Here is a 26,147-nt window from a genome sequence, read left to right as displayed (position 1 = left end):
TCAACAGAAATAGTCCAATTCCGAATTGGTGTCATCTGAAATCGGTTTCTGCGCCGCATCGCCAGTGCGAAAATGCTAGCTTCGTCTCATTTTTAGCCTATTTTTTGAGCGGTGTCACTCACCCCTTTTCATCCTCCTGGTAAAACGCCGGCCAGGAGGAGTTCACCCGTGCGGCAACAAGGCACACTAGATAAAAACCGCTCAAGGATCCCGCAATGAAACTCGCTGCGCTTGCCACGTTATTCGTGCCTGGGATGGCCTTTGCCGCCTGGACTACCACCGACTTCCCTGCCTTTACCGAAGAGGGGACGGGCCGATTCATCAGCCAGAAAGTGGTTGAGAAGGGTACACGTCCTCTGCAGCTAAATTTTGACCAGCAGTGCTGGCAGCCTTCCGGCGGCATTAAGCTCAACCAGATGCTGTCCATGGAGCCCTGCCGTGGCACCCCGCCGCAATGGCGCATCTTCCGCCAGGGGTTATATACCCTGGAGGTGGATACCCGCTCCGGCACACCGACAATGATGATTTCGCTGGAGGAAAAAGAGGCCAGCGCCGCGGCGCCGCAGATCCGTCAGTGTCCGAAGTGGGATGGAAAACCGCTGACCATCGACGTCAGCAAAACCTTCGCCGAGGGCAGCAAGGTCCGCGATTTCTACAGCGGCAATGTCGCAACCGTCAGCGGCGGCAAAATCACCCTGCAGCCCGCCTTCGGCAGCAATGGCCTGCTGCTGCTCGAGCGCGCCGAGACCGCCGCCCCGGCGCCGTTTGACTGGCACAATGCCACTGTCTACTTCGTCCTGACCGATCGCTTTGTAAACGGCAACCCGGCCAACGACAACAGCTATGGCCGTCATAAAGACGGCATGCAGGAGATCGGCACCTTCCACGGCGGCGACCTGCAGGGATTAACCAGCAAGCTGGATTATCTGCAGCAGATGGGGGTTAACGCCCTGTGGATCAGCTCCCCGCTTGAGCAGATCCACGGCTGGGTCGGCGGCGGCACGAAGGGCGATTTTCCTCACTACGCCTACCACGGCTATTACACCCAGGACTGGTCGAAACTGGACGCCAACATGGGGACCGAAGCGGATCTCCGCCGGCTGGTGGATGAAGCGCATAAGCGCGGCATACGCATCCTGTTTGACGTGGTGATGAACCATACCGGTTACGCTACCCTGGCCGACATGCAGGAGTTCCAGTTCGGCGCCCTGTATCTGCAAGGCGATGAGCTGAAAAAAACCCTCGGCGAGCGCTGGACGGACTGGAAACCGGGCGCGGGCCAGACCTGGCATAGCTTTAACGACTATATCAACTTCAGCGACAAAGCCGGCTGGGAGAAATGGTGGGGCAAGAAGTGGATCCGCACCGATATCGGCGATTATGACAACCCAGGCTATGACGATCTCACCATGTCGCTGGCCTTCCTGCCGGACCTGAAAACCGAATCGAAGGAAGCCTCAGGCCTGCCGAACTTCTATAGCCATAAACCAGACACCGCAGCGAAAGCGATCCCGGGCTATACGCCGCGCGACTACCTGACCCACTGGCTGAGCCAGTGGGTGCGCGACTACGGCATCGACGGCTTCCGTGTCGATACCGCTAAACATGTGGAGATGGACGCCTGGCAGCAGTTAAAAACCCAGGCCACCGCCGCGCTGGCGGAGTGGAAGAAAGCCAATCCGGATAAAGCGCTGGATGCTTCGCCGTTCTGGATGACCGGCGAAGCCTGGGGACATGGGGTGATGCAGAGCGATTATTATCGCCACGGTTTTGATGCGATGATCAATTTCGACTATCAGGATCAGGCGGCGAAAGCGGCGACCTGTATGGCTAATATTGACCTCACCTGGCAGCAAATGGCGGACAAGCTGCAGAGCTTTAACGTCCTGAGTTACCTCTCCTCGCACGATACGCGCCTGTTCCGCGAAGGCGGCACCACTGCGGCGGAGCTGTTGCTGCTGGCCCCTGGCGCCGTGCAGATTTTCTATGGTGACGAATCATCACGTCCGTTCGGCCCCACCGGCTCGGACCCGCTACAGGGCACCCGTTCGCAGATGAACTGGCAGGATGTTAACGGCAAGGCGGCCCGCAGCGTCACTCACTGGCAGAAGATCGGTCAGTTCCGCGCTCGCCATCCGGCAATCGGCATGGGCAAACAGACAACGCTGTCGATGCCGCGTGGTTACGGGTTCGTGCGTGAGAGCGGTGAAGACAAAGTGATGGTCATCTGGGCCGGACAACAGCAGTAATCCACAGGTGGCTCTCCGCCCTGGCGGGGAGCCATTCAGAACAAAACGCTAACAAAATAGCAATTTACAGGATAAAGATAAAAAGCCGTCTCCTCCCGCCGATTTGCACCACGCTAGCGCTGGCGTTATGGTTAGCCACTTTCCAGAACCACCGATAGACTATTCGCGATGACATTTTCCCTTTTCGGCGACAAATTCACCCGTCATTCAGGCATCACCCGCTTGATGGAAGACCTTAATGACGGTCTGCGCACGCCGGGCGCTATTATGCTGGGCGGCGGCAACCCCGCTCAGATCCCGGAAATGAATGACTACTTCCAGCAGCTGCTGTCCGACATGCTGGATAATGGCAAAGCCCTTGATGCGCTTTGTAATTATGATGGTCCGCAGGGCAAAAGCGAGCTGCTGAGCCTGCTGGCGAACATGCTGCGCGACGAGCTGGGCTGGGAGATCGAACCACAGAATATTGCGCTAACAAACGGCAGTCAGAGCGCATTTTTCTACTTATTTAATCTGTTTGCAGGCCGTCGGGCAGATGGCACCACGCGTAAGGTACTGTTCCCACTGACGCCGGAATATATTGGTTACGCCGATGCCGGTCTGGAAGAGGATCTGTTCGTTGCCACCCGGCCGAACATCGAACTGCTGCCGGAAGGCCAGTTCAAATACCACGTTGATTTTGAACATCTGCAGGTGACGGAAGAGACCGGGATGATCTGCGTCTCGCGCCCCACCAACCCGACCGGCAACGTCATCACTGATGAAGAGCTGATCAAACTGGATGCGCTGGCGAATCAGCACGGGGTCCCGCTGGTGATTGATAATGCCTACGGCGTGCCGTTCCCGGGCATTATCTTTAGCGATGCCCGACCGCTGTGGAATCCAAACATCGTGCTGTGTATGAGCCTGTCCAAACTGGGCCTGCCGGGCAGCCGCTGCGGGATTATCATCGCCAACGAGAAAATCATCACCGCCATCAGCAACATGAACGGCATTATCAGCCTCGCCCCTGGCGGCATTGGGCCGGCAATGATGTGCGAAATGATTAAACGACAGGATCTGCTGCGCCTGTCAGAGACGGTGATCAAGCCCTTCTATTACCAGCGGGTGCAGGAAACCATCGCCATTATTCGCCGTTATTTACCGGAGGAGCGCTGCCTGATCCACAAACCGGAGGGAGCCATTTTCCTCTGGCTATGGTTTAAGGACCTGCCGGTCTCCACCGAGCTGCTGTATCAGCGGCTGAAAAAGCGCGGCGTGCTGATGGTGCCGGGGGATTACTTCTTCCCGGGTCTGGATAAGCCGTGGCCGCACACTCACCAGTGTATGCGCATGAACTATGTGCCAGACCCGCAAAAAATTGAGGCCGGGGTGAAAATTCTCGCCGAAGAGATTGAATTCGCCTGGCGCGAACAGGAAGCATAGCCTCTGACGCCACGGGCGGTTAACGCCCGTCAGCGCCCCCACTCACGCCAGCGCCAGCCGCTGGCGTTTTTGCGCACATAGCGCCTCCAGCTCCGCGGGAACCATCACCCGCAGCGCCTGCGTCGGGCAGGCGGCCACGCAGGCTGGTCCTTCAGCGCGGTGATGGCATAAATCGCATTTCAGCGCCTGCGCCTGCTCCTTCACTACCGTAACGGTCATCGCGCCGTACGGGCAGGCCACCATGCAACTTTTGCAGCCGATGCAGCGCCGCTGGTCGACCCACCAGACGTCATTGTCGCGCTGAATCGCCCCTTGCGGGCAAACGCTGGCGCAGGGCGCATCCTCGCATTGCCGGCACGCCGTCGCCGTCGATATGTCACCGCTTTTCACCACCCGGATACGCGGCGCGAAATGGTTCGTCGACAGGGCGGCGACATCCTGCGCCTGCTGGTGCGCCACCGCACAAGCCACTTCACAGGTACGACAGCCAATACACCGCTGGGCATTGGCAATAAGAAACTGGTTCATCCTCTGCTCCCTGGGGATAAAACCGCAGGGTGCCAGAATAGTCCCTGCCCGCGCTTTGATCCTGAATGGAATCAGCGCTGTTTTTTGTCAGATGGCCTGCAGGATGTGGTCATTTGCCTGACGCTTCACGCACCGTGAAACCCAGCTCACGCGAAATTGCTTCGGCGGTCTCACGCAGCGGTTTTAACAAGTTCTTTTCGCCAGCTCCCCTGCACGAAGTCCGCCGGGGAGCTGGCGTGAATGATTACAGAAACAACGCCTTATCGCGCAGGATATGATCGTTACCGCGACGGCGGGTGAAGCCAATCCGATCGAAATACTCCAGGATCTGAATCGCCAGCTTACGCCCGACGTTTAAGGTGTCGCGGAAATCCGCGGCGCAGGTTGATCCGCGCAGCTGATCCAGCTCTCGCACCCGTTGGGCGAACTGCACAATGCGATCGTTGCGGTAGTAACGATCCTTGACGATCGCAGTAATCATCCCCTGCTGCGCCGCCTGGCGCAGCACCGCGCGCATCAGGGACTCTTCAACATGGACTTCGCGCGCGAGATCGCGCACCCACCAGGGGTCATCGCCGAACAGGGTTTCCACCTTCTGCCAGACCGCCTGCTGCTCGTCGGTAAACCCGGCTTTATGCTCCGGCAAATGCAGCCAGCCGTGATGGCTGTGGACTATGCCGCTCTCACGCATCTGCTCAATCAGCAGCAGCACCAGCGCTTCATCTTCCATCGGCAGCGCGATGCGGCGCAGGCGCTCCCGGCCCGGCCCGGGCTCATCGCGATGCTGCTCATGGTAACGCGCCAGAGCATCCAGCAATTTTCGCTGCCAGCGGGCGGCAAGCGGGGCACTGAGCAGGCGCTGTCCGGCCTGCAGATAGTCCGGTCGCTGGATCAGGGCCGCCATTCCGGCTTCGCTGAGCTGCCGTGCCCAGGCGAAGTGCTCAAGCCGGACGGCATCCCGCTGCAGATGCAGCTCAAGCGCCTGCGCATCGTCAGCGCCAACTGCCGCCAGGGCGTGCAGCCACTGCAGATATTCCGGTTTACGTTTGCCGCGGCGCGGGGGATCCAGCGTCACCACCCGTGCGCCGGCCAGCGTCATACGCGCAGAGATATCGCGGAGCACCAGCCGGTCGTTATCCGCCAGCCACAGCGGGGTATCCAGCACCAGCTCCGCCAGGTTGTCCTCGAGGAGCGACACCCGGCCGGTAATGTGGCTGGCAGCATGGTGAATATGCAGCGGTTGCCACTGGCTGAGCGGCGTATGGCACTGCAGCTCGACAATCACCCGTTCCGCAGGCTCCGGCGGCGGTGAGGACAACAGCCAGTCGCCGCGGTGCACTGCCTCTTTCTGTGCATCGCCGACAATATTCAGCGCGATGCGCTGCCCGGCGTGCGCCTGCTCAACCGCTTGATTCTGGGCATGCAGGCCGCGGACGCGCATCGGCGTGTTGACGCCGGTGAGCCACAGAGTATCCCCGACCCGGACTTCGCCGGAGAGCGCCGTCCCGGTGACCACCAGCCCCGCGCCTTTGACGGTAAAAGCACGGTCCAGCGCCAGGCGAAACCGCTGCTGCTGCGGGTGGGGGCGCTCCGCAAGCTGCAGCAGATGGCTGCGCAGTTCGGCAATACCGATGTTTTCCGCCGCCGCGGTGGGAAAGAAAGCGACGGCGTCAAAGCCCAGCTCGCGCAGGGTCTGCTCGACCTCCGCCTGCACCTCCTCCACCCTGGCGGCCGTCACACGGTCCGTTTTGGTGAGCGCCACGGTCAGCGTCGGCTTTCCGGTCAACAGCAGGATCGCCAGGTGTTCGCGGGTTTGCGCCATCACCCCGTCATCGCAGGCCACCACCAGCAGCGCATGGTCAATACCCCCCACCCCCGCCAGCATGTTGGACAAAAACTTTTCGTGCCCGGGAACGTCAATAAATCCCAGCACCCGCCCGTCCGGCTGCGGCCAGTAGGCATAGCCGAGATCGATCGTCATTCCCCGCGCTTTCTCTTCCGGCAGACGATCGGCATTTACGCCGGTTATCGCCTGCAGCAGCGTCGTTTTGCCGTGGTCAACATGTCCAGCGGTGGCAATAATCATCGTAACAACATCTCCATAAACCGGGTTTCATCTTCCAGACAGCGCAGGTCCAGCCAGAGCCGACCATCATCAATGCGGCCAATCACCGGACACGGCAGCGCGCGCCAGCGGGCAGCCAGCGCCTCCAGCCGGCTGCCGCGGCCGTCATGCGGGGTAAAGGTCAACGCCGCGCTGGGCAGGCGGTCAACGGGTAACGAACCGCTGCCAATCTGCGACTGGCAGGCTGCCACGCTGACGGCAAAGTCAGCATAGTGTGCCGCCAGGTCAGGCAGCAGGCGTTCAGCCAGCCGGCGGATCTCTTCCGCCGGACGGGTGAGCAAGCGCAGCGTCGGTAATCTCTCCGTCAGCACCTCCGGGTGCTGATAGAGGCGCAGCGTGGCTTCCAGCGCCGCGAGGGTCATTTTATCCGCGCGCAGGGCCCGCTTCAGCGGATGGCTTTGCAGCCGGGCAATCAGCGCGCGTTTGCCGACGATAATTCCGGCCTGCGGGCCGCCGAGCAGCTTGTCGCCAGAGAAACTGACCAGGCTCACCCCGGCGGCGATCATCTCCTGCGGCATCGGCTCCTTCGGCAGGCCATACTGGCTGAGATCCACCAGCGACCCGCTGCCCAGGTCGGCCACCACCGGGATGTCCAGTTCGCGGCCAATGGCCGCCAGCTCCGCTTCGTCGACGGCTTTAGTAAAGCCTTCAATGCTGTAGTTGCTGGTGTGAACCTTCATCAGCAGCGCGGTATTTTCATTCACCGCCTGACGATAGTCTTTGGCATGGGTGCGGTTGGTGGTACCCACTTCGTACAGCTGACAACCCGCCTGACGCATCACATCAGGAATGCGAAATGCGCCGCCGATTTCCACCAGTTCGCCGCGGGAAACCACCACTTCGCGGCCGCTGGCGGTGGCCGCCAGCATCAGCAGAACGGCCGCCGCGTTGTTGTTCACGATACAGGCATCTTCCGCGCCGGTGATCTGGCACAGCAGATCGGCAATGGCGCGATCGCGATGGCCGCGCCCGGCGTCGTCGAGATCATATTCGAGCGTCACCGGCGCGCGCATCGCGCTGGCAACCGCCTCCACGGCCGACTCCGCCTGGATGGCACGCCCCAGATTGGTATGCAATACCGTACCGGTGAGATTAAACACCGGACGCAGGGCGCTCCGCTGGCCGGCGGTGAGCCGCTGCTCACAGGCGTGCAGCCAGTCATGGCTCCAGTCAGGGAGCGTCTGCCGTTGGCTAATCTGTTCCCGCGCCTCATCCAGCATCTGGCGCAGCTGCGCCACCACCTGCGAATGGCCGTGCTGTGCCAGCAGGGGAGAAAAAGCGGGGTCGCGTAGTAAGCGGTCAATGGCCGGAAGCCGGGTATAAAGCGCACGAATATCGGTAGTCATGAATGGGCCTGGCGGTAAGTTATTTTCCCCCCTCCCGACGGGAGAGGGAGTCAACAATCAGCGGCGATTGTAACGCCTCCTTGCGCAAACTGTTACCTGCCTGGGTCAAGTCCGCGGCGGTTCGGTACGCGCAAAGCTGGCGCGCTGGAACAACGCATCCACCAGCTTCACCAGTTGCGGCCGGGTGGCGCACCAGCCGGGCGCGACCCGGCGAAAGTTCAGATAAGCAATGGCGCAGGCCGTTGAAATGGTCGCCAGATTAACCTCGTCGCCGCGCAGCGTTCCGTCTGCCGCGCAGGCTTCCAGCCGGTCGAGGCCGCGAGCCACTTTCTCCCGCTGGCGGAGCAGCTCTTGCTCTGACTGTTGCGCGCCCGGGCGAGCCTTTTCACGCACCAGCGCCTGGGCGGCCTCCATCACCCCATCCGCCAGTGCTTCAAGCTGGCGCATCCTGAGAGCGGCTCTGGGGTCGGAGGGGATCATCGGCGGCGCCACGCCCAGTAGCTCCAGATACTGGGCGATGACCGGGGAGTCAAACCAGCACTCACCGTCGTCTGTCACCAGCGCCGGTACCTTGCCCAGCGGGTTATAGCGCGCCACACCGTTGCTTTCGCTGTAGGGGGATTCGTTGACAAACTCAAAAGGGATGCGCTTTTCCAGCAGGATCACGGAGATTTTGCGCACAAAGGGACTGGTGTAGCTGCCGATCAGTTTCATAGCCTGCTCCTTATCGCCAACAAATTATCGCCAACAAAGATATGAGTATGGCTCAGGGCAGGACAAAAGGCAGGTGAGCGTCCCGCTCAACCTGCCGCCGATCGCATTAATGATCGAGATAGAGGTAGTGCATCCAGCTGGTCATCCGCAGCAGCACTTTACGCATCACCGAGACGTGGGCGAAATGGTCGGAGTAGACCGCCACCTGCGCGTAGATGCCATCGGGCAGCGCATCAATTTCGGCATTGGGGTCGAGCTCGATGGTCGCCAGCACGCCATCGCTGCCCGGCGTCACGGTCAGCGACTGTAACGCCCCTTGCGCCTGATAACTTCCTCCCGGCACCACCGGTAAAATACTCACCAGTTTGCCGTGGAACACCTGCCCGGGCAGAGCGTTAAACACCGCTTCCGCATCGTCTCCTTTCTCCAGCCTTAACAGGGAGTTTTGCCGAAACTGGGCGACGATCAGCCGTTTTTGCTCCGGGATAAACACCATCACCGGACGCAGCGGCAGCGAGGCGGCATAGGTCCCCGGACGGATCAGCACCTGGGTGATATACCCATCGCTTGGCGCCCGCACGGTGGTCTGGTCGAGATTATATTTCGCCTCCGCCAGCTGGGCGCGCAGGCTGGCCACTTGCGACTGCTCGCCGTTGATCATGCTGTCCAGCTGGCTCTGGATCTGCGCCTGCTCCGCCACCGACGCCTTGACCAGCGCGTCCTGGGCAAGGTAATTCTGCCTGGCGTTATCGATGTCACTTTCCGAGAACGGGTTCACCCGCGCCTGGCTCCCTTTCAGGTAGCGCTGATAGTCCTTGTATAAGCGATCGCGCTCCGCCGACACGCGGGTGGTGTTGGCCTGGGCTTCAGAGAGCTGCGCCTTGAGGGTGTTAATACTGTGCAGCGCCGTCACCAGGTCGGCCTGCAGACGGTCGACCCGCGCCTGATAGCGTGCCGGGTCAATGGTAAAAAGCACCTCACCCTTTTTGACGCGCTGATTCGCTTTGTCGGTGACGCTGTTAACCACTCCGGTAACCTGCGGCGTAATAGGAATAGATATCACCGCCTTTTGCGCCAGAAAGGTGTAAGGGTGGTTATAGTTCATTAATAAAATAAGCGCGCTAACAATAAATACGCCCCCCAGCGCCGCGGTAGGTACCGTCCATTTATTTACGGGTATTTTGAAGATTTTAAATATCGACCAGGCGATGGCCACATAGGTCAAAATTATCAACAGATCCATAGATTATTTCTCCGCCGCAGAGGTGGACTGCGGCCGCTGAATGGCCGCCACCTGGTGTTCAAGGTCGCTCAGTCGTTGGCGAAGCTGTTGTATATCGGTCTCTTTTTCAGGTTCGTCAGGGGCCGTATTCGCCTTATGCTGCATGCCCCAGCCGCGCTCAGGCTGGTACAACGTGGCCCAAATCCATAAAAACGGCCAGATGACGTGGAGAGTAAAAAGACTGACCCATCCGGCGACATGAATAGCATCGGAATGAGGGTGGTTGCGTTTTTTGGCGATCAAATAAGGAATATCGTGAATAATGATAATCCCATAAAAAATGACCAGAAAAACGAAGATCAGAACGCCCAGCGCAAAATAATTGAGAAACATAATTCCCTCGGCTTTACGCTAATAATTTATATGAATTTTATTCACGACCCACTGACATCCGGGCCGCTATTTTGAGCATAATTCACGCCTTTCATTTTTGCCATCCGGCGTAAAAAAGTTATTCGGCAGTTAAGGTTGCTTAGTTACAGAGCCATCCCGACGTGGAAGCAAAACCGGGCCGAGATCACAGCGGCAAAAATCCACCGTGAAATTCTTTGTGATCAAAATCACAAACAAACAACAAAACCACGAAACAAAATTGTGACAAATATCACACAAAAAGGCAGATCAGCGGCTAAAAAGGCGCTGTGTTGTTTTTTTACACAGGAATTATGTGATCAGCATCACTACAAAAAGCGCTTTGCCCCCTATATTCATGTGATCCGTGTCACACAAAAGGGCGCTGGCTGGACAGCTAAACGATTCAGTGCCAGATTTCGCACTATCAATCAGGGCCCGGCTACCTCTGCCGCCACATTAACAACAAACCTCGGGCTTTAAGCCTGCGCGATACGCAAAACAGAAGAAGGGGTGTTTTATGTCATCCGATATCAAGATCAAGGTGCAAAGCTTTGGTCGTTTCCTCAGCAATATGGTGATGCCGAATATCGGCGCGTTTATCGCGTGGGGTATCATCACCGCGCTTTTCATTCCGACAGGGTGGTTGCCAAACGAAACGCTGGCGAAGCTGGTCGGTCCGATGATCACCTACCTGCTGCCGCTGCTGATCGGTTACACCGGCGGTAAATTAGTCGGCGGCGAACGTGGTGGCGTGGTCGGGGCGATCACCACCATGGGCGTTATCGTCGGCGCGGATATGCCGATGTTCCTCGGCTCAATGATTGCCGGTCCGCTGGGCGGCTACTGCATCAAGAAGTTCGATAACTGGGTAGACGGTAAGATCAAATCCGGTTTTGAAATGCTGGTGAATAACTTCTCCGCTGGCATCATCGGGATGATCCTTGCCATCCTGGCCTTCCTCGGCATTGGCCCGGCGGTTGAAGTTCTGTCAAAAATTCTGGCGGCTGGCGTTAACTTTATGGTGGCGCACGACATGCTGCCGCTGGCGTCTATCTTCGTCGAACCGGCAAAAATCCTGTTCCTCAATAACGCCATCAACCACGGTATCTTCTCACCGCTGGGTATTCAGCAGTCCCACGAGCTGGGTAAATCTATCTTCTTCCTGATTGAAGCTAACCCGGGTCCGGGGATGGGCGTTCTGCTGGCGTACATGTTCTTTGGTCGCGGCAGCGCAAAACAGTCAGCAGGCGGGGCGGCTATCATCCACTTCCTGGGGGGTATCCATGAAATCTACTTCCCGTACGTGCTGATGAACCCACGTCTGATCCTGGCCGTTATCCTCGGCGGGATGACCGGTGTCTTCACCCTGACCATCCTCAATGGCGGTCTGGTCTCTCCGGCTTCCCCTGGCTCTATCCTGGCGGTGCTGGCGATGACGCCGAAAGGCGCCTACTTCGCTAACATCGCCGCGATTATCGCAGCGATGGCGGTCTCCTTCGTGGTCTCTGCGGTTCTGCTGAAGACCAGCAAGGTAAAAGAAGAAGACGATATCGAAGCCGCAACGCGTCGTATGCATGACATGAAAGCGGAATCCAAAGGCGCCAGCCCGCTGGCGGCCGGTAATGTCACCAACGACCTGAGCCATGTGCGTAAAATCATCGTCGCCTGCGACGCCGGGATGGGTTCCAGCGCCATGGGTGCCGGGGTGCTGCGCAAGAAAGTGCAGGATGCCGGACTGAGTAACATCTCGGTTACCAACAGCGCGATCAATAACCTGCCGCCGGATGTTGACCTGGTCATCACTCACCGTGACCTGACCGAGCGGGCGATGCGCCAGGTACCACAGGCGCAGCATATTTCGCTGACCAACTTCCTCGACAGCGGTCTGTACACCAGCCTGACTGAGCGTCTGGTCGCGGCCCAGCGCCACATCGAGAATGAAGTGAAAGTTACCGATAGCCTGAAAGACAGCTTTGATGATGGCGACAAAAACCTGTTCCAGTTGGGTGCGGATAACATCTTCCTCGGGCGCAAAGCAGCCACCAAAGAAGAAGCCATTCGCTTCGCCGGCGAGCAGCTGGTGAAAGGCGGCTACGTCGAGCCGGAATATGTGCAGGCGATGCTGGACCGCGAAAAACTGACCTCGACCTATCTCGGCGAGTCCATCGCGGTACCGCACGGCACCATCGAAGCGAAAGATCGTGTGCTGAAAACCGGCGTCGTCTTCTGCCAGTACCCGGAAGGCGTGCGCTTTGGGGAAGATGAAGACGATGTCGCCCGTCTGGTCATCGGCATCGCGGCCCGCAACAACGAGCATATTCAGGTTATCACCAGCCTGACTAACGCCCTGGATGACGAAACCGTGATTGAGCGCCTGGCGAAAACCACCAGCGTCGACGAAGTTCTGGCACTGTTGAATAAATAACCAAATCGGTCCATTCCCTCTCCCTTTGGGAGAGGGTTTGGGTGAGGGGCAAAGCCTCACCCCAGCCCTCTCAGGTAAAAACATTAATTGAAGGTTAATACTATGAAAGCATTACATTTTGGCGCAGGTAATATCGGACGTGGCTTTATCGGTAAATTGCTGGCCGACGCGGGCATTGAACTGACGTTCGCCGATGTCAATCAGACCGTACTTGATGCCCTGAATGCCCGTCATAGCTATCAGGTTCACGTCGTCGGTGAGAATGAGCAGGTGGATACTGTCTCCGGCGTCAATGCCGTCAGCAGCATCGGCGATGAGGTTGTGGACCTGATCGCTGAGGTGGATCTGGTCACCACCGCCGTCGGTCCCGTCGTACTTGAGCGCATCGCCCCGGCCATCGCCAAAGGGCTGGCGAAGCGCAAAGCGCAGGGCAGCGAACGTCCGCTGAACATTATCGCCTGCGAAAATATGGTGCGCGGCACCACGCAGTTAAAAGGCCACGTGTTTAACGCGCTGGCGGAAGAAGATAAAGCGTGGGTTGAAGCCCATATCGGCTTTGTCGACTCAGCCGTTGACCGTATTGTGCCGCCATCGGCTTCCGCCACCCATGACCCGCTGGAAGTCACCGTGGAAACCTTCAGCGAGTGGATTGTCGATAAGACGCAGTTCAAGGGCGCGCTGCCGACTATCCCGGGAATGGAATTAACTGATAACCTGATGGCATTTGTCGAACGCAAGCTCTTCACCTTGAACACCGGGCATGCTATAACCGCCTACCTCGGAAAACTGGCGGGCCACCAGACGATTCGCGACGCGATCCTCGACGAGAAAATTCGTGCCGTCGTGCAGGGCGCGATGGAAGAGAGCGGTGCGGTGCTGATCAAACGTTACGCCTTTGACCCGCAGAAACACGCGGCTTATATCCAGAAAATTCTTGGACGTTTCGAGAACCCGTACCTGAAAGACGATGTTGAGCGCGTTGGCCGTCAGCCGCTGCGCAAACTGAGCGCTGGCGACCGTTTAATTAAGCCGCTGCTGGGTACCCTGGAATACGGTCTGCCGCACCGCAACCTGGTGAAAGGGATTGCAGCGGCGATGCATTTCCGTAGCGAAGACGATCCGCAGGCGCAGGAGTTGGCAGCCCTGATCGCCGACAAGGGGCCGCAGGCCGCGCTGGCGCAGATTTCCGGCCTGGATGCCGCAAGTGATGTCGTCGCGGAGGCCGTTAACGACTACAACGCGGAAAAATGATGCACAACCTGGCGCGACCAACGTCGCGCCCATTACGACTCCTGTCAGATATGCAGGCAATGATGGAAGAAACACAAGCATTTGAAAACCGTGTGCTTGAGCGTCTGAATGCTGGCAAAACCGTACGAAGCTTCCTGATCGCCACCGTCGAACTGTTAACGGAAGCGGTCAATATTCTGGTGCTTCAGGTGTTCCGTAAAGACGACTACGCGGTGAAATACGCCGTCGAGCCCTTGCTGGAGGGCAGCGGGCCGCTCGGCGATCTCTCTGTACGCCTGAAGCTGATTTATGGCCTTGGGGTGATAAGTCGTGCCGAATATGAAGACGCCGAACTGCTGATGGCCCTGCGCGAAGAGCTTAACCACGACGGCAATGAGTACAGCTTTACCGACGACGAAATTATCGGGCCGTTCGGCGAGCTGCACTGCGTCGCCGCCCTGCCGCCAACGCCACAGTTTGATGACAGCGATGCCGAACTGCTGGCAATGCAGAAGCTGCGTTACCAGCAGATGGTGCGCTCAACAATGGTGTTGTCCCTGACTGAGCTGATTTCGCGAATCAGCTTAAAAAAAGCCTTCCAGAAATCAACGCTCTGACTCCGGCTCCGTCTGGTCGCAGGTCGGCCGGTAAAGCTGACGATAATATTCCAGACGCTGCAGAAACAACGCTTCCTTATCCTGGGGAATATCTCGCGGTATATGCTGCAGACGCGGAGATTTTTTCAAATACTCCATAAACGCCTGACTGGAAGCCATAAAATCAACCGCTTTATCGATTAAACGTGGTACGCCGTCGCCGATCTTTGCCATCACGTCCTCCTTTTGGGAATAATCTGATTAAGCATTAGCCAAATCACCGGCGCGGGTTAAGGAAAACGTGCTTATCTGCCGACGGGCTTCACAGAAATGAAATTAGAACGGGTATTAGGTGGAATATTAATAAAATTCAAATTATTAGCGAGCGCTGGTATAGCATTCTGCGGGCGATAAACGGCGAATTTTTGATAAATAACTATCAACAATGGCGGTCACGGCACATACTATAGGCGAATGAAGCCCCTTTATTAACAGATTAAGTCACCATGAAAGAAGTCGAAAAAAATGAAATCAAGCGCCTGAGCGACCGTCTCGACGCCATCCGCCATCAGCAGGCCGAGCTGTCGCTGGTGGAAGCCGCCGACAAATACGCCGAGCTGGAAAAAGAAAAAGCCACCCTGGAAGCGGAGATTGAACGTCTGCGTTCCGTCCAGAGCCAGAAGCTGAGCAAAGAGGCGCAAAAACTAATGAGTCTGCCGTTCCGCCGCGCGATCACCAAAAAAGAGCAGGCCGATATGGGCAAGCTGAAGAAAAGCGTTCGCGGTCTGGTGGTCGTCCATCCGATGACCGCTCTGGGCCGGGAAATGGGTCTGAAAGAGATGACCGGTTTCGCCCGCAGCGAATTCTGATCCCCTGCCCTCTCCGCCCGGAGAGGGTCATTCTGTCTTCACTTCCCACATTTTTACCCTCAGCCAGGTCGATTGGTCCAACCAATAATTTCATCTACCCCCCAGCAGTTCACAAATCCATCAAAATACATCACAAACACGTTGCTTAAGAGCAACATCTGATTAACCATTCGTTGTCATCAACCCTGATACCCTTAATTGGCCGGGCCAATTTTACCCACGATGGGATCGGCAATGAGCGCAGACTCAGCCCTCCTCTCCTGGCGGCCCGATGGAGACCCTGCATGAATCTCTGGCAACAAAACTACGATCCCGCCGGTAATATCTGGTTATCCAGTCTTATCGCATCGCTACCGATTCTGTTTTTCTTTTTTGCGCTGATTAAGCTCAAACTGAAAGGCTACCTCGCAGCCACCTGGACCGTCGCTATTGCGCTGGCCGTCGCCTTGCTGTTCTATAAAATGCCGGTGGACCGCGCCTTAGCCTCGGTGGTCTACGGCTTCTTCTACGGCCTGTGGCCTATCGCGTGGATTATTATCGCCGCGGTCTTCGTCTATAAAATCTCGGTGAAGACCGGGCAGTTCGACATCATCCGCTCATCGATTCTGTCGATTACGCCGGACCAGCGCCTGCAGATGCTGATCGTCGGCTTCTCGTTCGGCGCCTTTCTCGAAGGGGCGGCGGGTTTCGGCGCGCCGGTGGCGATTACCGCCGCGCTGCTGGTCGGCCTTGGGTTTAACCCGCTGTATGCGGCTGGCCTGTGCCTGATCGTCAACACCGCGCCGGTAGCCTTCGGCGCGATGGGCATCCCGATCCTGGTCGCCGGCCAGGTGACCGGTATCGACAGCTTTGCTATCGGCCAGATGGTGGGCCGTCAGCTGCCGTTCCTGACCATTATCGTCCTGTTCTGGATCATGGCCATCATGGATGGCTGGCGCGGCATCAAAGAGACCTGGCCGGCGGTGATGGTGGCAGGTGGTTCGTTCGCTATTGCCCAGTACCTCAGCTCTAACTTCCTTGGCCCGGAGCTGCCGGACATCATCTCGTCGCTGGTCTCCCTGGTCTGTCTGACCCTGTTCCTCAAACGCTGGCAGCCGGTACGCATCTTCCGCTTCGGCGATATCGGCGCCTCGCAGGTGGATATGACGCTGGCCCGCACCCGCTACACGGCGGGACAAGTGATCCGCGCCTGGTCGCCGTTCCTGTTCCTGACCGCCACCGTGACCCTGTGGAGCGTACCGCCGTTTAAAGCGCTGTTCGCACCGGGCGGCGCAATGTATGACTTCGTTATCAATATTTCGGTGCCGTTCCTCGACAAAATGGTTGCCCGTATGCCGCCGGTAGTTAGCGCCGCGACTCCATACGCCGCGGTGTATAAATTCGACTGGCTGTCGGCAACCGGCACCGCCATTCTGTTCGCCGCCCTGCTGTCCATCGTCTGGCTGCGCATGAAGCCAAAAGACGCGCTGACCACCTTCGCCGGGACGCTGAAGGATCTGGCGCTGCCGATCTACTCTATCGGCATGGTGCTGGCGTTCGCCTTTATCTCCAACTACTCCGGGCTGTCGTCGACCCTGGCCCTGGCGCTGGCGCATACCGGCCACGCGTTTACCTTCTTCTCGCCGTTCCTTGGCTGGCTGGGGGTATTCCTGACCGGTTCGGACACCTCGTCTAACGCCCTGTTCGCCGCACTGCAGGCAACGGCCGCGCAGCAGATTGGCGTCTCCGATATTCTGCTGGTCGCGGCCAACACCACCGGCGGTGTCACCGGCAAGATGATTTCCCCGCAGTCGATCGCCATCGCCTGCGCCGCGGTAGGCCTGGTGGGTAAAGAGTCGGATCTGTTCCGCTTTACCGTCAAACACAGCCTTATCTTCACCTGCATGGTGGGCCTGATCACCACGCTGCAGGCCTACGTTTTAACCTGGATGATCCCGTGATAGTGATGCCTAAACGCCTGGCCGACGACGTGGCGCGTCGCGTCCGGGCGCTGATTGAAGAACAACAGCTGGAGGCGGGCATGCGACTGCCCGCTGAACGCCAGCTCGCCGCCCAGCTCGGCGTCTCGCGCAATTCCCTGCGCGAAGCGCTGGCGATGCTGGTCAATGAAGGCGTGCTGCTGAGCCGTCGCGGCGGCGGCACCTTCGTCCGCTGGCAGCATGAACCGTGGTCGGAGCAAAACATCGTCCAGCCGCTGAAGACGCTGCTGGCCGATGACCCGGACTACAGCTTCGACATCCTCGAAGCCCGCCACGCCATCGAGGCCAGCACCGCGTGGCACGCAGCGATACGGGCCACCGACGCCGATAAAGAAAAAATTCGTCTGTGCTTTGAAGCGACCCAGAGTGAAGACCCGGATATCGCCTCGCAGGCGGATGTCCGCTTCCATCTGGCCATCGCCGAAGCCTCGCATAACGTGGTGCTCCTGCAAACCATGCGCGGTTTTTTCGACCTGCTGCACTCCTCCGTTAAGCAGAGCCGCCAGCGCATGTATCTGGTGCCGCCGGTGTTTGCCCGCCTGACTGAACAGCACCAGGCCGTTATGGAGGCTATTGTTGCCGGTGACGCCGAGGCGGCGCGCCAGGCGATGATGGGCCACTTAGGTTTTGTCCACGCCACGATTAAACGTTTTGATGAAGACCAGGCCCGCCAGGCGCGAATTACCCGCCTGCCCGGTGACCACAATGAAAATTCCAGGGAGAACTCGTGATGATTATTTCCGCCGCCAGCGACTATCGCGCCGCCGCACAGCGTATCCTGCCGCCGTTTCTGTTCCACTATATCGACGGCGGCGCCTACGCCGAACATACCCTGCGCCGTAACGTCGAGGACCTGTCCGATGTGGCCTTGCGCCAGCGTATTTTGCGCAATATGTCGGATCTGAGTCTCGAGACCACTCTGTTCAATGAGAAGCTGGCGATGCCGACGGCGCTGGCGCCGGTCGGGCTGTGCGGCATGTACGCTCGCCGCGGCGAAGTGCAGGCCGCCGGCGCGGCGGACGACAAAGGCATTCCGTTCACCCTCTCTACCGTTTCCGTTTGCCCGATTGAAGAGGTCGCCCCGACCATCAAACGCCCGATGTGGTTCCAGTTATACGTCCTGCGCGACCGCGGCTTTATGCGCAATGCGCTGGAGCGCGCCAAGGCCGCCGGCTGCTCGACGCTGGTCTTTACCGTCGATATGCCGACCCCTGGCGCCCGCTACCGCGACGCCCATTCCGGCATGAGCGGCCCGAACGCCGCCCTGCGCCGCTACTGGCAGGCGGTGACTCATCCGCAGTGGGCGTGGGACGTCGGCCTTAACGGTCGCCCGCACGATCTGGGCAATATCTCCGCCTATCTCGGCCAACCGACCGGTCTGGAGGATTACATCGGCTGGCTGGCGAATAACTTCGATCCGTCGATTTCATGGAAAGACCTCGAGTGGATCCGCGATTTCTGGGACGGTCCGATGGTGATCAAAGGGATCCTCGATCCGGAGGACGCCCGCGACGCGGTGCGCTTCGGCGCTGACGGCATTGTGGTCTCTAACCACGGCGGCCGCCAGCTCGATGGCGTGCTCTCCTCGGCCCGCGCCCTGCCGGCAATTGCCGACGCGGTGAAAGGCGACATCACTATTCTCGCCGACAGCGGCATCCGCAACGGGCTCGACGTGGTGCGGATGATCGCCCTGGGCGCCGACAGCGTGCTACTGGGCCGCGCTTACCTGTACGCCCTGGCGACCCACGGTAAGCAGGGCGTGGCGAATCTGCTGAACCTGATCGAAAAAGAAATGAAAGTGGCGATGACCCTGACCGGGGCGAAAACCATCCGTGAAATCAGCCGTGATTCGCTGGTGCAGAACGCCGAAGCGCTGCAGACCTTCGATGCGCTCAAGCAGAATAACGCCGCGTAGGCGGCGGCGTCATTCTCTCCCCTCACCCTAACCCTCTCCCTCAGGGAGAGGGGACTGTCCGGCAGACAGGTTAGCGGCGGCGTTTCCCTGAGCCTCTGTCCACGAAAAGTATCGACTGATGGGTGAGTCCTTTACCCGCACCCTCCGATCCACCGACCGGCGCCGGTTTTCCCCCTCTCCCTCAGGGAGAGGGCCGGGGTGAGGGTTCGCCAAATATCTGCTATTCTGCCCCCCGCAATTAAGGGGGCAGTATGCTGAACATCGTGTTATTCGAACCAGAGATCCCGCCGAACACCGGGAATATTATCCGCCTGTGCGCCAACACGGGCTTCAGTCTGCATATCATTGAGCCGATGGGCTTTACCTGGGACGATAAACGCCTGAGACGCGCCGGACTGGACTATCACGAGTTCACTGCCGTGCAGCGCCATGCGGATTACGCGGCGTTTCTCGCCAGCGCGCAGCCACAGCGGTTGTTCGCCCTGACCACCAAAGGCACGCCGGCGCACAGCGCAGTGAGCTATCAGGATGGCGATTTCTTGATGTTTGGCCCGGAAACCCGCGGTCTGCCGGCCAGCATCCTCGATGCCCTGCCGCCAGAGCAGAAAATCCGTATTCCGATGATGCCGGACAGCCGCAGCATGAACCTGTCCAACGCGGTGTCGGTGGTGGTGTATGAAGCCTGGCGCCAGCTGGGGTATCCGGGCGCCGTGTTGCGCAGCTAACCTGAGCCATTCCCGGATGGCGGCGCACCGCGCCTTATCCGGGCTACATATCTGAGCTTAACAGCGGCAAATGGCAATACATCAAATCCCGTCGCCGTACTCGAAGGTGTGGTGGATGCCGTTGAAATGCTGATCCATGTCCATCGCCGGCTTGTCGCTCTCCGGCTTGCCAACGATGCGCGCCGGTACGCCCGCCGCGGTGGTGTGCGGCGGAACCGGCTGCAATACCACCGAACCGGCGCCAATCTTCGCCCCGCGTCCCACTTCGATATTACCGAGGATCTTCGCCCCGGCGCCAATCATCACGCCTTCGCGAATTTTCGGGTGACGGTCGCCGCTGGTTTTACCGGTACCGCCGAGGGTGACCGACTGCAGGATAGAGACGTCATCTTCAATCACCGCCGTTTCGCCGACCACAATGCCGGTGGCGTGGTCGAGCATGATCCCGCGGCCGATTTTCGCCGCCGGGTGGATATCCACCTGGAAGGAGACGGAGACCTGATTTTGCAGGAAAATCGCCAGCGCACGTCGGCCCTGAGTCCACAGCCAGTGGCCGATACGGTAGGCCTGCAGCGCATGAAAACCCTTCAGGTAGAGCAGCGGCGTGGAGTATTTATCCACCGCCGGGTCGCGCGTGCGCACCGCCTGAATATCGCAGGCGGCGGAGGCGATCATTTCCGGATCGGCGGCATAGGCCTCTTCGACCACTTCGCGAATGGCGATCGCTGGCATAATCGGCGAGGCCAGCTTGTTGGCCAGCATATAGCTCAGCGCACTGCCCAGATTTTCATGCTTGAGTAGCGTAGCGTGGTAAAAACTGGCGAGCATCGGCTCACAGTCAGCCAGAGCCCGGGCTTCGGCTTTAATATTATTCCAGACGATATCCAGTTCTTCACACGGCATTGCATACTCCAGACGATATGATAATGACCTGCCAGTTCTGCGCTGGCAGGGTCATTCAGGTGACAAAGGAAAGCTAATTGCTGCTGCGCTCGTCCTTGCGGGCGCGACCCAATAAGGTCAATGCTGCCTCGCGCGCAATTTTTCCGCAATACAATACCTGATAAATTTCCTCGGTTATTGGCATTTCGACACCTAAACGCTGTGCCAAAACGCGAACTTCCTTGGTATTGCGGTAGCCTTCGACCACCTGGCCAATCTTGTCCTGGGCGCTCTGCACGTCCATACCCTGGCCGAGCATCATGCCGAAGCGACGGTTACGGGACTGGTTGTCGGTGCAGGTGAGCACCAGGTCACCGAGACCGGCCATGCCCATAAAGGTTTCCGGATCGGCGCCCAGCGCCGCGCCGAGACGGGACATTTCCACCAGCCCACGGGTAATCAGCGCCGTACGCGCATTGGCGCCGAAGCCGATGCCATCCGACATACCGGCCCCGATGGCAATGACGTTTTTCACCGCGCCGCCGAGCTGCACGCCGATAAAGTCCGGATTGATGTAGACGCGGAAACTTTTGCCGCAGTGCAGCAGGTGCTGCAGATCCTCGGCAAACTGCGGATCCGTCGCTGCCAGCGAAATCGCCGTCGGCAGACCGGCGGCCAGCTCTTTGGCGAAGGTTGGCCCCGAGATCACCGCCAGCGGGATATCATCGCCCAGCGCTTCACGCGCCACGTCCTGCAGCAGGCGGCCGGTTTCAGCCTCGAGGCCTTTGGTCGCCCACACCAGACGTGCGTCGGGACGCATCAGCGGTTTAATCTGACGTAATACCTGGCCGAACACATGGCTTGGCACCACGACAAGGATGTCTCGGCTGGCGGCCAGCGCGGTGGCCAGGTCGCTCTCAAGATGCAGCGTATCCGGGAAAGGCACATCGGGAAGGAACGCGGCGTTGCAGCGATCGTGTTGCAGCGTCGCGATATGTTTCGGGTCATGGCCCCAGAGCACAACGTGGTGGCCATTTCTTGCCAGGGTGATGGCAAGAGCGGTGCCGTAAGAGCCGGCACCGATCACAGTCATTGCAGCATTAAGTGCGTTCATCAGGCATCCTGATGTTGTTCAGCACCTTCGCCAGCCTGCTGCTGCAGATAGTTCATAAACAGCGCGTCGAAGTTCACTGGCGCAAGGTTAAGTTGCGGGAAGGTGCCGCGGGAAACCAGGCTGGTGATGCACTCACGCGCGTACGGGAACAGAATGTTCGGGCAGTATGCGCCGAGGCAGTGCGCCATCTGGGTGCCTTCGATGCCGTCGATGGAGAAAATACCGCCCTGCTGTACTTCACAGAGGAACGCGGTTTCTTCGCCCAGCGCGGCGGTCACGGTCACACGCAGCACCACTTCATAAACGCCTTCAGCCAGCTGGGTGGAGGCGGTATCCAGATCAAGTTTAACTTCCGGCTGCCAGTCTTTCTGGAAAACTTGCGGCGCGTTCGGCGCTTCAAAAGAGATATCTTTGGTATAGATACGCTGGATCTGGAAGGTCATTTCGGTGCTGTTTTGTTCTGACATAGTAAAACCCTTTCGTGTTGTCCTTAAATACGCGCTTCCGCCAGGGAAAGCGCGCAAAAATTAGCGCAAGAGGGGATCAAGTCCACCACGTGAATCAAGCGCATACAAGTCGTCACAGCCGCCAATGTGCTGCGCATCAATAAAAATCTGCGGAACCGTCGTCCGTCCGCTGCGCTGGATCATCTCCTCACGCTTCGCGGCATCGCCATCGATCGGCAACTCATGGAACGTTACGCCTTTGCTGTTCAACAGCGCTTTCGCGCGTACGCAGAACGGGCAGGTCGCTTTGGTGTAGATCTCAATATTGGCCATGACTTTACTCCTGTTTTTACCCTGGGGTTTTACGCCGCAGCCTGAGCTTCCCCTCACGTCAGGCATGAAGGGGAAAGCGCGGCGGCATTACCACGCGAGGTAAGTTATTTGCCGCGTACCAGAGGAAGGTTTTCGCCGCTCCAGCCTGCGATGCCCTCTTTCAGTACAAAGACTTTTTCAAACCCGGCTTTGTTCAGCGCGCTGGCTGGCTCTTGCGCCTGCATGCCGGAACCGTCTACCACAATAATGGGTTGCGATTTGTGTTTTTCCAACTCGCCGACGTTATTGGCTTTGATATCGGCAGGCAGCAGGTTGATGGCGCCGGCAATATGGCCTTTACGGAAATCGTCACGCTGACGCAGGTCGACCACCACCGCATCTTCTTTATTGATAAGACGCGTCGCTTCACCACGGGTGATGACTTTAACTTTCGACATCAACCCTTTAAAGGTGGTGAAGAGTACCGCACCCAGCAGCGCGATCCACGCGATGCTCAGGACCGGGTGACGGCCGATGAATTGCATAATTTCTTGCATGGGGGGTTACAACTCCCGACTAAGTGATAAAAAACCAGGGAAGGAGTATACCTGTGCATTGCGGCAAATACAGCCAGTGAGCGCGATGTAATGTATTTTCTGCGGGCGGTCACGAAAAAAAAGCCGCCTTCATCATCGCCTCTGACGCCGCCCCTTCCCTTTCTTTGATCTTTCACGGGGATTTAAACGATTCAGCTGTAGTAAAATTACGCAAAATTTCTGTCTTTGAGCATGAGGTTGTCGCAATGTCGGTTTCTAAAAAACCTATGGTACTGGTGATTCTGGATGGCTACGGCTATCGCGAAGACCAACAGGATAACGCCATTTACAGCGCTAAAACGCCGGTAATGGACGCCCTGTGGGCCAAACGTCCGCATACCCTGATCGATGCATCTGGCCTGGAAGTCGGCCTGCCGGACCGTCAGATGGGGAACTCCGAAGTAGGCCACGTCAACCTGGGCGCCGGTCGTATCGTCTACCAGGACCTGACCCGTCTCGATGTTGAAATTAAAGAACGCACCTTCTTCGCCAACCCGGTACTCACCGCCGCGGTCGACAAAGCGGTTGCCGCCGGTAAAGCGGTCCACATCATGGGCCTGATGTCCCCGGGCGGCGTCCACAGCCACGAAGATCACATCATGGCGATGGTGGAGCTGGCAGCAGAGCGCGGCGCTGAGAAAATCTATCTGCACGCCTTCCTTGATGGCCGTGATACGCCGCCGCGCAGCGCGGAAAAAACGCTGGCGACATTCGAAGCCAAATTTGCCGCGCTGGGCAAAGGCCGCATCGCGTCTATTATTGGCCGCTACTATGCCATGGACCGCGATAACCGCTGGGATCGCGTGGAACAAGCTTATGATCTGATGACCCTGGCGAAAGGCGAATTCCAGGCCGATACCGCCGTCGCGGGTCTGCAGGCCGCCTACGCCCGTGACGAAAACGACGAATTCGTCAAAGCCACCGTTATCCGCGCCGCCGGCCAGGCCGATGCCGCGATGGAAGACGGCGACGCGCTGATCTTCATGAACTTCCGTGCTGACCGCGCGCGTGAAATCACCCGCGCCTTCGTCAACGCCGACTTCGACGGCTTCGCGCGTAAGAAAGTGGTTAACCTCGACTTCGTGATGCTCACCGAATACGCCGCCGACATCAAAGTCGCCTGCGCTTATCCGCCCGCCTCACTGGCTAACACCTTCGGCGAGTGGATGGCGAAGCACGATAAAACCCAGCTGCGCATCTCCGAAACCGAGAAATACGCTCACGTCACCTTCTTCTTCAACGGCGGCGTAGAAGAGCCGTTTAAAGGCGAAGAGCGTATTCTGATTAACTCACCAAAAGTGGCAACCTACGATCTGCAGCCAGAAATGAGCTCCGCCGAGCTGACCGAGAAACTGGTCGCCGCCATCAAAGGTGGCAAATACGACACCATCATCTGTAACTACCCGAACGGCGATATGGTTGGCCATACCGGGGTGATGGAAGCGGCAGTGAAGGCGGTTGAAGCGCTGGATCACTGCATCGACCAGGTGACTCAGGCGGTGGAATCCGTTGGCGGCCAGTTGCTGATCACCGCCGACCACGGCAACGCCGAGCAGATGCGCGACCCGGCCACCGGTCAGGCGCACACCGCCCATACCAACCTGCCGGTTCCGCTGATCTACGTCGGTAACAAAGCGGTCAAAGCGGTCAATGGCGGTAAACTTTCCGACATCGCCCCGACCATGCTGTCGCTGATGGGAATGGAAATCCCGCAAGAGATGACTGGCAAGCCGCTGTTCATCGTGGAATAATCCTTCCCCATGAGGGGAAAGGCGACGTATTCAACTACATGGATCGCAACGGCAGTTCGATCCGTCCTTTACGCCAGCGCGCTCAGCGCTGGCGTATTGCTGTGCGCGTCATCTGCGCACGCCGACGATCGCGATCAGCTAAAGTCCATCCAGGCCGACATCGCCGCCAGGCAGCGGGCGATTAAGCAACAGCAGCAGCAGCGCGCAAGCCTGCTCGCCCAGCTCAAAGCGCAGGAAGAGGCGATCGCCGCCGCGGCCCGCAAACTGCGTGAAACCCAGGACAGCCTGAACCAGCTCAATAAGCAGATTGACGAGATGAACGCTTCTCTCGCGAAGCTGGAGCGTCAGCGCGCGTCTCAGGAACGTAACCTCGCCGCGCAGCTTGACGCCGCGTTCCGCCAGGGGCCGCATACCGGCATCCAGATGGTGCTGAGCGGTGAAGAGGGCCAGCGCAATCAGCGGATGCAGGTCTACTTCAGCTATTTCAACCAGGCCCGTCAGGAGACTATTGCGGAGCTGAAGAAAACGCGCGAAGAGATGGCGGTGCAAAAGTCGATGCTCGAAGAGAAGCAGAGCCAGCAGCAGACGCTGGTCTACGAACAAAAAGCCCAGCAGGCGAAGCTGGAGCAGGCGCGTAACGAACGGAAAAAGACCCTTTCCGGTCTGGAGTCCGCCATTCAGCAGGGTCAGCAACAGTTAAGTGAATTGCGGGCTAACGAATCGCGCCTACGCGGTCGTATCGCCCAGGCGGAGGCTGCCGCCAAAGCCCGTGCCGATCGGGAAGCTCGCGATGCGCAGGCGGTGCGCGACCGCCAGCAGGAAGCATCGCGCAAAGGCACCACCTATAAACCAACGGAAAGCGAGCGTTCGCTGATGTCACGCACCGGCGGGCTGGGCTCGCCGCGCGGCCAGGCGTTCTGGCCGGTTCGCGGTCCGCTCCTTCATCGATATGGCGAACAGCTGCAAGGTGAACTACGTTGGAAAGGGATGGTTATCGCCGCGTCTGAAGGCACCGAAGTCAGAGCCATTGCCGATGGTCGGGTCATTCTGGCCGACTGGCTGCAGGGCTATGGTCTGGTGGTGGTGGTCGAACATGGCAAAGGCGACATGAGCCTGTATGGCTATAACCAAAGCGCGCTGGTCAGCGTCGGTACGCAGGTTCGTGCCGGTCAGCCTATCGCGCTCGTAGGCAGCAGCGGCGGTCAGGGCCGTCCGTCGCTCTATTTCGAAATTCGCCGCCAGGGTCAGGCGGTCAATCCACAGCCGTGGTTGGGAAGATAAGTT

General features: G+C 58.7%; 24 protein-coding genes and 1 pseudogene. 12 read left to right on the top strand and 13 right to left on the bottom strand.

The genetic code is table 11. The features are described 5' to 3' along the window. Nucleotides 1–215 precede the first annotated feature (215 nt). Nucleotides 216–2,249 (top strand): alpha-amylase, encoded by a 2,034-nt coding sequence (locus tag AS136_RS08600; protein WP_023323383.1) that lies wholly within the window; start codon nucleotides 216–218, stop codon nucleotides 2,247–2,249. A 168-nt stretch (nucleotides 2,250–2,417) separates the two neighbouring features. Beyond that, nucleotides 2,418–3,674, top strand: a complete 1,257-nt coding sequence (avtA, locus tag AS136_RS08595; RefSeq protein WP_008806869.1) for a valine--pyruvate transaminase — start codon at nucleotides 2,418–2,420, stop codon at nucleotides 3,672–3,674. A gap of 42 nt (nucleotides 3,675–3,716) precedes the next feature. On the opposite strand, the gene AS136_RS08590 is transcribed toward avtA, so the two are convergent. The 7 genes and pseudogenes from AS136_RS08590 to AS136_RS08565 form a co-directional block, all read right to left on the bottom strand. After that, the gene (locus tag AS136_RS08590) at nucleotides 3,717–4,202 is read right to left on the bottom strand and encodes a 4Fe-4S dicluster domain-containing protein (RefSeq protein WP_016161946.1); all 486 of its coding nucleotides are present in this window, start codon (nucleotides 4,200–4,202) and stop codon (nucleotides 3,717–3,719) included. 109 nt (nucleotides 4,203–4,311) lie between these two features. After that, a pseudogene (locus tag AS136_RS26535) lies at nucleotides 4,312–4,404 on the bottom strand (IclR family transcriptional regulator); the annotation flags it as partial. Between the two features lie 42 nt (nucleotides 4,405–4,446). After that, nucleotides 4,447–6,288 (bottom strand): selenocysteine-specific translation elongation factor, encoded by a 1,842-nt coding sequence (gene selB, locus AS136_RS08585; protein WP_016161947.1) that lies wholly within the window; start codon nucleotides 6,286–6,288, stop codon nucleotides 4,447–4,449. Beyond that, nucleotides 6,285–7,673, bottom strand: a complete 1,389-nt coding sequence (gene selA / locus AS136_RS08580) for an L-seryl-tRNA(Sec) selenium transferase (protein WP_016161948.1) — start codon at nucleotides 7,671–7,673, stop codon at nucleotides 6,285–6,287. Before selA ends, selB begins: the two co-directional genes overlap by 4 nt. Nucleotides 7,674–7,778: 105 nt before the next feature. After that, a complete protein-coding gene (locus AS136_RS08575) occupies nucleotides 7,779–8,387 on the bottom strand; it encodes a glutathione S-transferase (protein ID WP_016161949.1) in 609 nt (202 codons plus the stop codon). A gap of 106 nt (nucleotides 8,388–8,493) precedes the next feature. After that, nucleotides 8,494–9,630 (bottom strand): HlyD family secretion protein, encoded by a 1,137-nt coding sequence (locus AS136_RS08570; RefSeq protein WP_009484617.1) that lies wholly within the window; start codon nucleotides 9,628–9,630, stop codon nucleotides 8,494–8,496. A 3-nt stretch (nucleotides 9,631–9,633) separates the two neighbouring features. Continuing rightward, complete coding sequence (locus tag AS136_RS08565; RefSeq protein ID WP_004152044.1) at nucleotides 9,634–10,002, bottom strand: DUF3302 domain-containing protein; 369 nt, start codon at nucleotides 10,000–10,002, stop codon at nucleotides 9,634–9,636. Nucleotides 10,003–10,540: 538 nt separating this feature from the next. Between AS136_RS08565 and mtlA the strand changes: the two genes are divergently transcribed. From mtlA to mtlR, 3 genes are all read left to right on the top strand, one after another. Beyond that, nucleotides 10,541–12,448: a PTS mannitol transporter subunit IICBA gene (gene mtlA / locus AS136_RS08560; protein ID WP_004173919.1), complete on the top strand. Its 1,908-nt coding sequence runs from the start codon at nucleotides 10,541–10,543 to the stop codon at nucleotides 12,446–12,448. A gap of 102 nt (nucleotides 12,449–12,550) precedes the next feature. After that, a complete protein-coding gene (gene mtlD, locus AS136_RS08555; RefSeq protein ID WP_008806863.1) occupies nucleotides 12,551–13,699 on the top strand; it encodes a mannitol-1-phosphate 5-dehydrogenase in 1,149 nt (382 codons plus the stop codon). Next, nucleotides 13,699–14,295, top strand: coding sequence for a mannitol operon repressor MtlR (mtlR, locus tag AS136_RS08550; RefSeq protein ID WP_002922401.1), 597 nt, complete (start codon nucleotides 13,699–13,701; stop codon nucleotides 14,293–14,295). The genes mtlD and mtlR overlap by 1 nt, the downstream gene beginning before the upstream one ends. On the opposite strand, the gene AS136_RS08545 is transcribed toward mtlR, so the two are convergent. Next, the gene (locus tag AS136_RS08545; protein ID WP_012540317.1) at nucleotides 14,284–14,508 is read right to left on the bottom strand and encodes a hypothetical protein; all 225 of its coding nucleotides are present in this window, start codon (nucleotides 14,506–14,508) and stop codon (nucleotides 14,284–14,286) included. The genes mtlR and AS136_RS08545 overlap by 12 nt on opposite strands. A 272-nt stretch (nucleotides 14,509–14,780) precedes the next feature. Between AS136_RS08545 and AS136_RS08540 the strand changes: the two genes are divergently transcribed. The 5 genes from AS136_RS08540 to trmL all read left to right on the top strand — a co-directional run bounded on the left by AS136_RS08540 (nucleotide 14,781) and on the right by trmL (nucleotide 19,762). After that, entirely contained in the window at nucleotides 14,781–15,143 is a 363-nt protein-coding gene (locus tag AS136_RS08540) for a YibL family ribosome-associated protein (RefSeq protein ID WP_008806861.1), read from the top strand. Nucleotides 15,144–15,427: 284 nt separating this feature from the next. Next, a complete protein-coding gene (gene lldP / locus AS136_RS08535) occupies nucleotides 15,428–17,083 on the top strand; it encodes an L-lactate permease (RefSeq protein ID WP_008806860.1) in 1,656 nt (551 codons plus the stop codon). Next, nucleotides 17,080–17,853 carry a transcriptional regulator LldR gene (lldR, locus tag AS136_RS08530; protein WP_063266752.1) on the top strand — a complete coding sequence of 258 codons (774 nt, stop codon included), beginning with the start codon at nucleotides 17,080–17,082 and terminating at the stop codon, nucleotides 17,851–17,853. Before lldP ends, lldR begins: the two co-directional genes overlap by 4 nt. Beyond that, nucleotides 17,853–19,037 (top strand): FMN-dependent L-lactate dehydrogenase LldD, encoded by a 1,185-nt coding sequence (gene lldD, locus AS136_RS08525; RefSeq protein ID WP_008806858.1) that lies wholly within the window; start codon nucleotides 17,853–17,855, stop codon nucleotides 19,035–19,037. Before lldR ends, lldD begins: the two co-directional genes overlap by 1 nt. A 251-nt stretch (nucleotides 19,038–19,288) precedes the next feature. Continuing rightward, complete coding sequence (gene trmL, locus AS136_RS08520; RefSeq protein WP_004205043.1) at nucleotides 19,289–19,762, top strand: tRNA (uridine(34)/cytosine(34)/5-carboxymethylaminomethyluridine(34)-2'-O)-methyltransferase TrmL; 474 nt, start codon at nucleotides 19,289–19,291, stop codon at nucleotides 19,760–19,762. Between the two features lie 81 nt (nucleotides 19,763–19,843). Here trmL and cysE read toward each other — a convergent pair whose 3' ends face one another. From cysE to AS136_RS08495, 5 genes are all read right to left on the bottom strand, one after another. Then, the gene (gene cysE, locus AS136_RS08515) at nucleotides 19,844–20,665 is read right to left on the bottom strand and encodes a serine O-acetyltransferase (RefSeq protein WP_002922426.1); all 822 of its coding nucleotides are present in this window, start codon (nucleotides 20,663–20,665) and stop codon (nucleotides 19,844–19,846) included. A 73-nt stretch (nucleotides 20,666–20,738) separates the two neighbouring features. Further along, entirely contained in the window at nucleotides 20,739–21,758 is a 1,020-nt protein-coding gene (gene gpsA / locus AS136_RS08510) for an NAD(P)H-dependent glycerol-3-phosphate dehydrogenase (protein ID WP_008806857.1), read from the bottom strand. After that, on the bottom strand, nucleotides 21,758–22,225 hold the full coding sequence (gene secB / locus AS136_RS08505) for a protein-export chaperone SecB (RefSeq protein WP_002922428.1): 468 nt from the start codon (nucleotides 22,223–22,225) through the stop codon (nucleotides 21,758–21,760). Before secB ends, gpsA begins: the two co-directional genes overlap by 1 nt. Before the next feature lie 60 nt (nucleotides 22,226–22,285). Continuing rightward, nucleotides 22,286–22,537, bottom strand: a complete 252-nt coding sequence (gene grxC, locus AS136_RS08500; RefSeq protein ID WP_008806856.1) for a glutaredoxin 3 — start codon at nucleotides 22,535–22,537, stop codon at nucleotides 22,286–22,288. Nucleotides 22,538–22,641: 104 nt separating this feature from the next. Continuing rightward, complete coding sequence (locus tag AS136_RS08495; protein ID WP_008806855.1) at nucleotides 22,642–23,073, bottom strand: rhodanese-like domain-containing protein; 432 nt, start codon at nucleotides 23,071–23,073, stop codon at nucleotides 22,642–22,644. Between the two features lie 245 nt (nucleotides 23,074–23,318). Between AS136_RS08495 and gpmM the strand changes: the two genes are divergently transcribed. Next, a complete protein-coding gene (gene gpmM / locus AS136_RS08490) occupies nucleotides 23,319–24,863 on the top strand; it encodes a 2,3-bisphosphoglycerate-independent phosphoglycerate mutase (RefSeq protein ID WP_008806854.1) in 1,545 nt (514 codons plus the stop codon). Between the two features lie 9 nt (nucleotides 24,864–24,872). Next, the gene (gene envC / locus AS136_RS08485) at nucleotides 24,873–26,144 is read left to right on the top strand and encodes a murein hydrolase activator EnvC (RefSeq protein ID WP_008806853.1); all 1,272 of its coding nucleotides are present in this window, start codon (nucleotides 24,873–24,875) and stop codon (nucleotides 26,142–26,144) included. Nucleotides 26,145–26,147 lie beyond the last annotated feature (3 nt).

This window comes from Klebsiella sp. D5A (assembly GCF_001620885.1).
Taxonomy (GTDB): Bacteria; Pseudomonadota; Gammaproteobacteria; order Enterobacterales; family Enterobacteriaceae; genus Klebsiella; species Klebsiella variicola.
Note: the sequence above shows the minus strand (reverse complement) of the source record. Positions and strands in the feature narration are given on the sequence as shown.

Excerpts from the sequence above, each read along its gene's own strand:
- AS136_RS08600 (WP_023323383.1), top strand. The coding sequence starts at position 216 with ATGAAACTCGCTGCGCTTGCCACGTTATTCGTGCCTGGGATGGCCTTT.
- avtA (WP_008806869.1), top strand. The coding sequence starts at position 2,418 with ATGACATTTTCCCTTTTCGGCGACAAATTCACCCGTCATTCAGGCATC.
- AS136_RS08590 (WP_016161946.1), bottom strand. The coding sequence starts at position 4,202 with ATGAACCAGTTTCTTATTGCCAATGCCCAGCGGTGTATTGGCTGTCGT.
- selB (WP_016161947.1), bottom strand. The coding sequence starts at position 6,288 with ATGATTATTGCCACCGCTGGACATGTTGACCACGGCAAAACGACGCTG.
- selA (WP_016161948.1), bottom strand. The coding sequence starts at position 7,673 with ATGACTACCGATATTCGTGCGCTTTATACCCGGCTTCCGGCCATTGAC.
- AS136_RS08575 (WP_016161949.1), bottom strand. The coding sequence starts at position 8,387 with ATGAAACTGATCGGCAGCTACACCAGTCCCTTTGTGCGCAAAATCTCC.
- AS136_RS08570 (WP_009484617.1), bottom strand. The coding sequence starts at position 9,630 with ATGGATCTGTTGATAATTTTGACCTATGTGGCCATCGCCTGGTCGATA.
- AS136_RS08565 (WP_004152044.1), bottom strand. The coding sequence starts at position 10,002 with ATGTTTCTCAATTATTTTGCGCTGGGCGTTCTGATCTTCGTTTTTCTG.
- mtlA (WP_004173919.1), top strand. The coding sequence starts at position 10,541 with ATGTCATCCGATATCAAGATCAAGGTGCAAAGCTTTGGTCGTTTCCTC.
- mtlD (WP_008806863.1), top strand. The coding sequence starts at position 12,551 with ATGAAAGCATTACATTTTGGCGCAGGTAATATCGGACGTGGCTTTATC.
- mtlR (WP_002922401.1), top strand. The coding sequence starts at position 13,699 with ATGCACAACCTGGCGCGACCAACGTCGCGCCCATTACGACTCCTGTCA.
- AS136_RS08545 (WP_012540317.1), bottom strand. The coding sequence starts at position 14,508 with ATGGCAAAGATCGGCGACGGCGTACCACGTTTAATCGATAAAGCGGTT.
- AS136_RS08540 (WP_008806861.1), top strand. The coding sequence starts at position 14,781 with ATGAAAGAAGTCGAAAAAAATGAAATCAAGCGCCTGAGCGACCGTCTC.
- lldP (WP_008806860.1), top strand. The coding sequence starts at position 15,428 with ATGAATCTCTGGCAACAAAACTACGATCCCGCCGGTAATATCTGGTTA.
- lldD (WP_008806858.1), top strand. The coding sequence starts at position 17,853 with ATGATTATTTCCGCCGCCAGCGACTATCGCGCCGCCGCACAGCGTATC.
- trmL (WP_004205043.1), top strand. The coding sequence starts at position 19,289 with ATGCTGAACATCGTGTTATTCGAACCAGAGATCCCGCCGAACACCGGG.
- cysE (WP_002922426.1), bottom strand. The coding sequence starts at position 20,665 with ATGCCGTGTGAAGAACTGGATATCGTCTGGAATAATATTAAAGCCGAA.
- gpsA (WP_008806857.1), bottom strand. The coding sequence starts at position 21,758 with ATGAACGCACTTAATGCTGCAATGACTGTGATCGGTGCCGGCTCTTAC.
- secB (WP_002922428.1), bottom strand. The coding sequence starts at position 22,225 with ATGTCAGAACAAAACAGCACCGAAATGACCTTCCAGATCCAGCGTATC.
- grxC (WP_008806856.1), bottom strand. The coding sequence starts at position 22,537 with ATGGCCAATATTGAGATCTACACCAAAGCGACCTGCCCGTTCTGCGTA.
- AS136_RS08495 (WP_008806855.1), bottom strand. The coding sequence starts at position 23,073 with ATGCAAGAAATTATGCAATTCATCGGCCGTCACCCGGTCCTGAGCATC.
- gpmM (WP_008806854.1), top strand. The coding sequence starts at position 23,319 with ATGTCGGTTTCTAAAAAACCTATGGTACTGGTGATTCTGGATGGCTAC.
- envC (WP_008806853.1), top strand. The coding sequence starts at position 24,873 with ATGAGGGGAAAGGCGACGTATTCAACTACATGGATCGCAACGGCAGTT.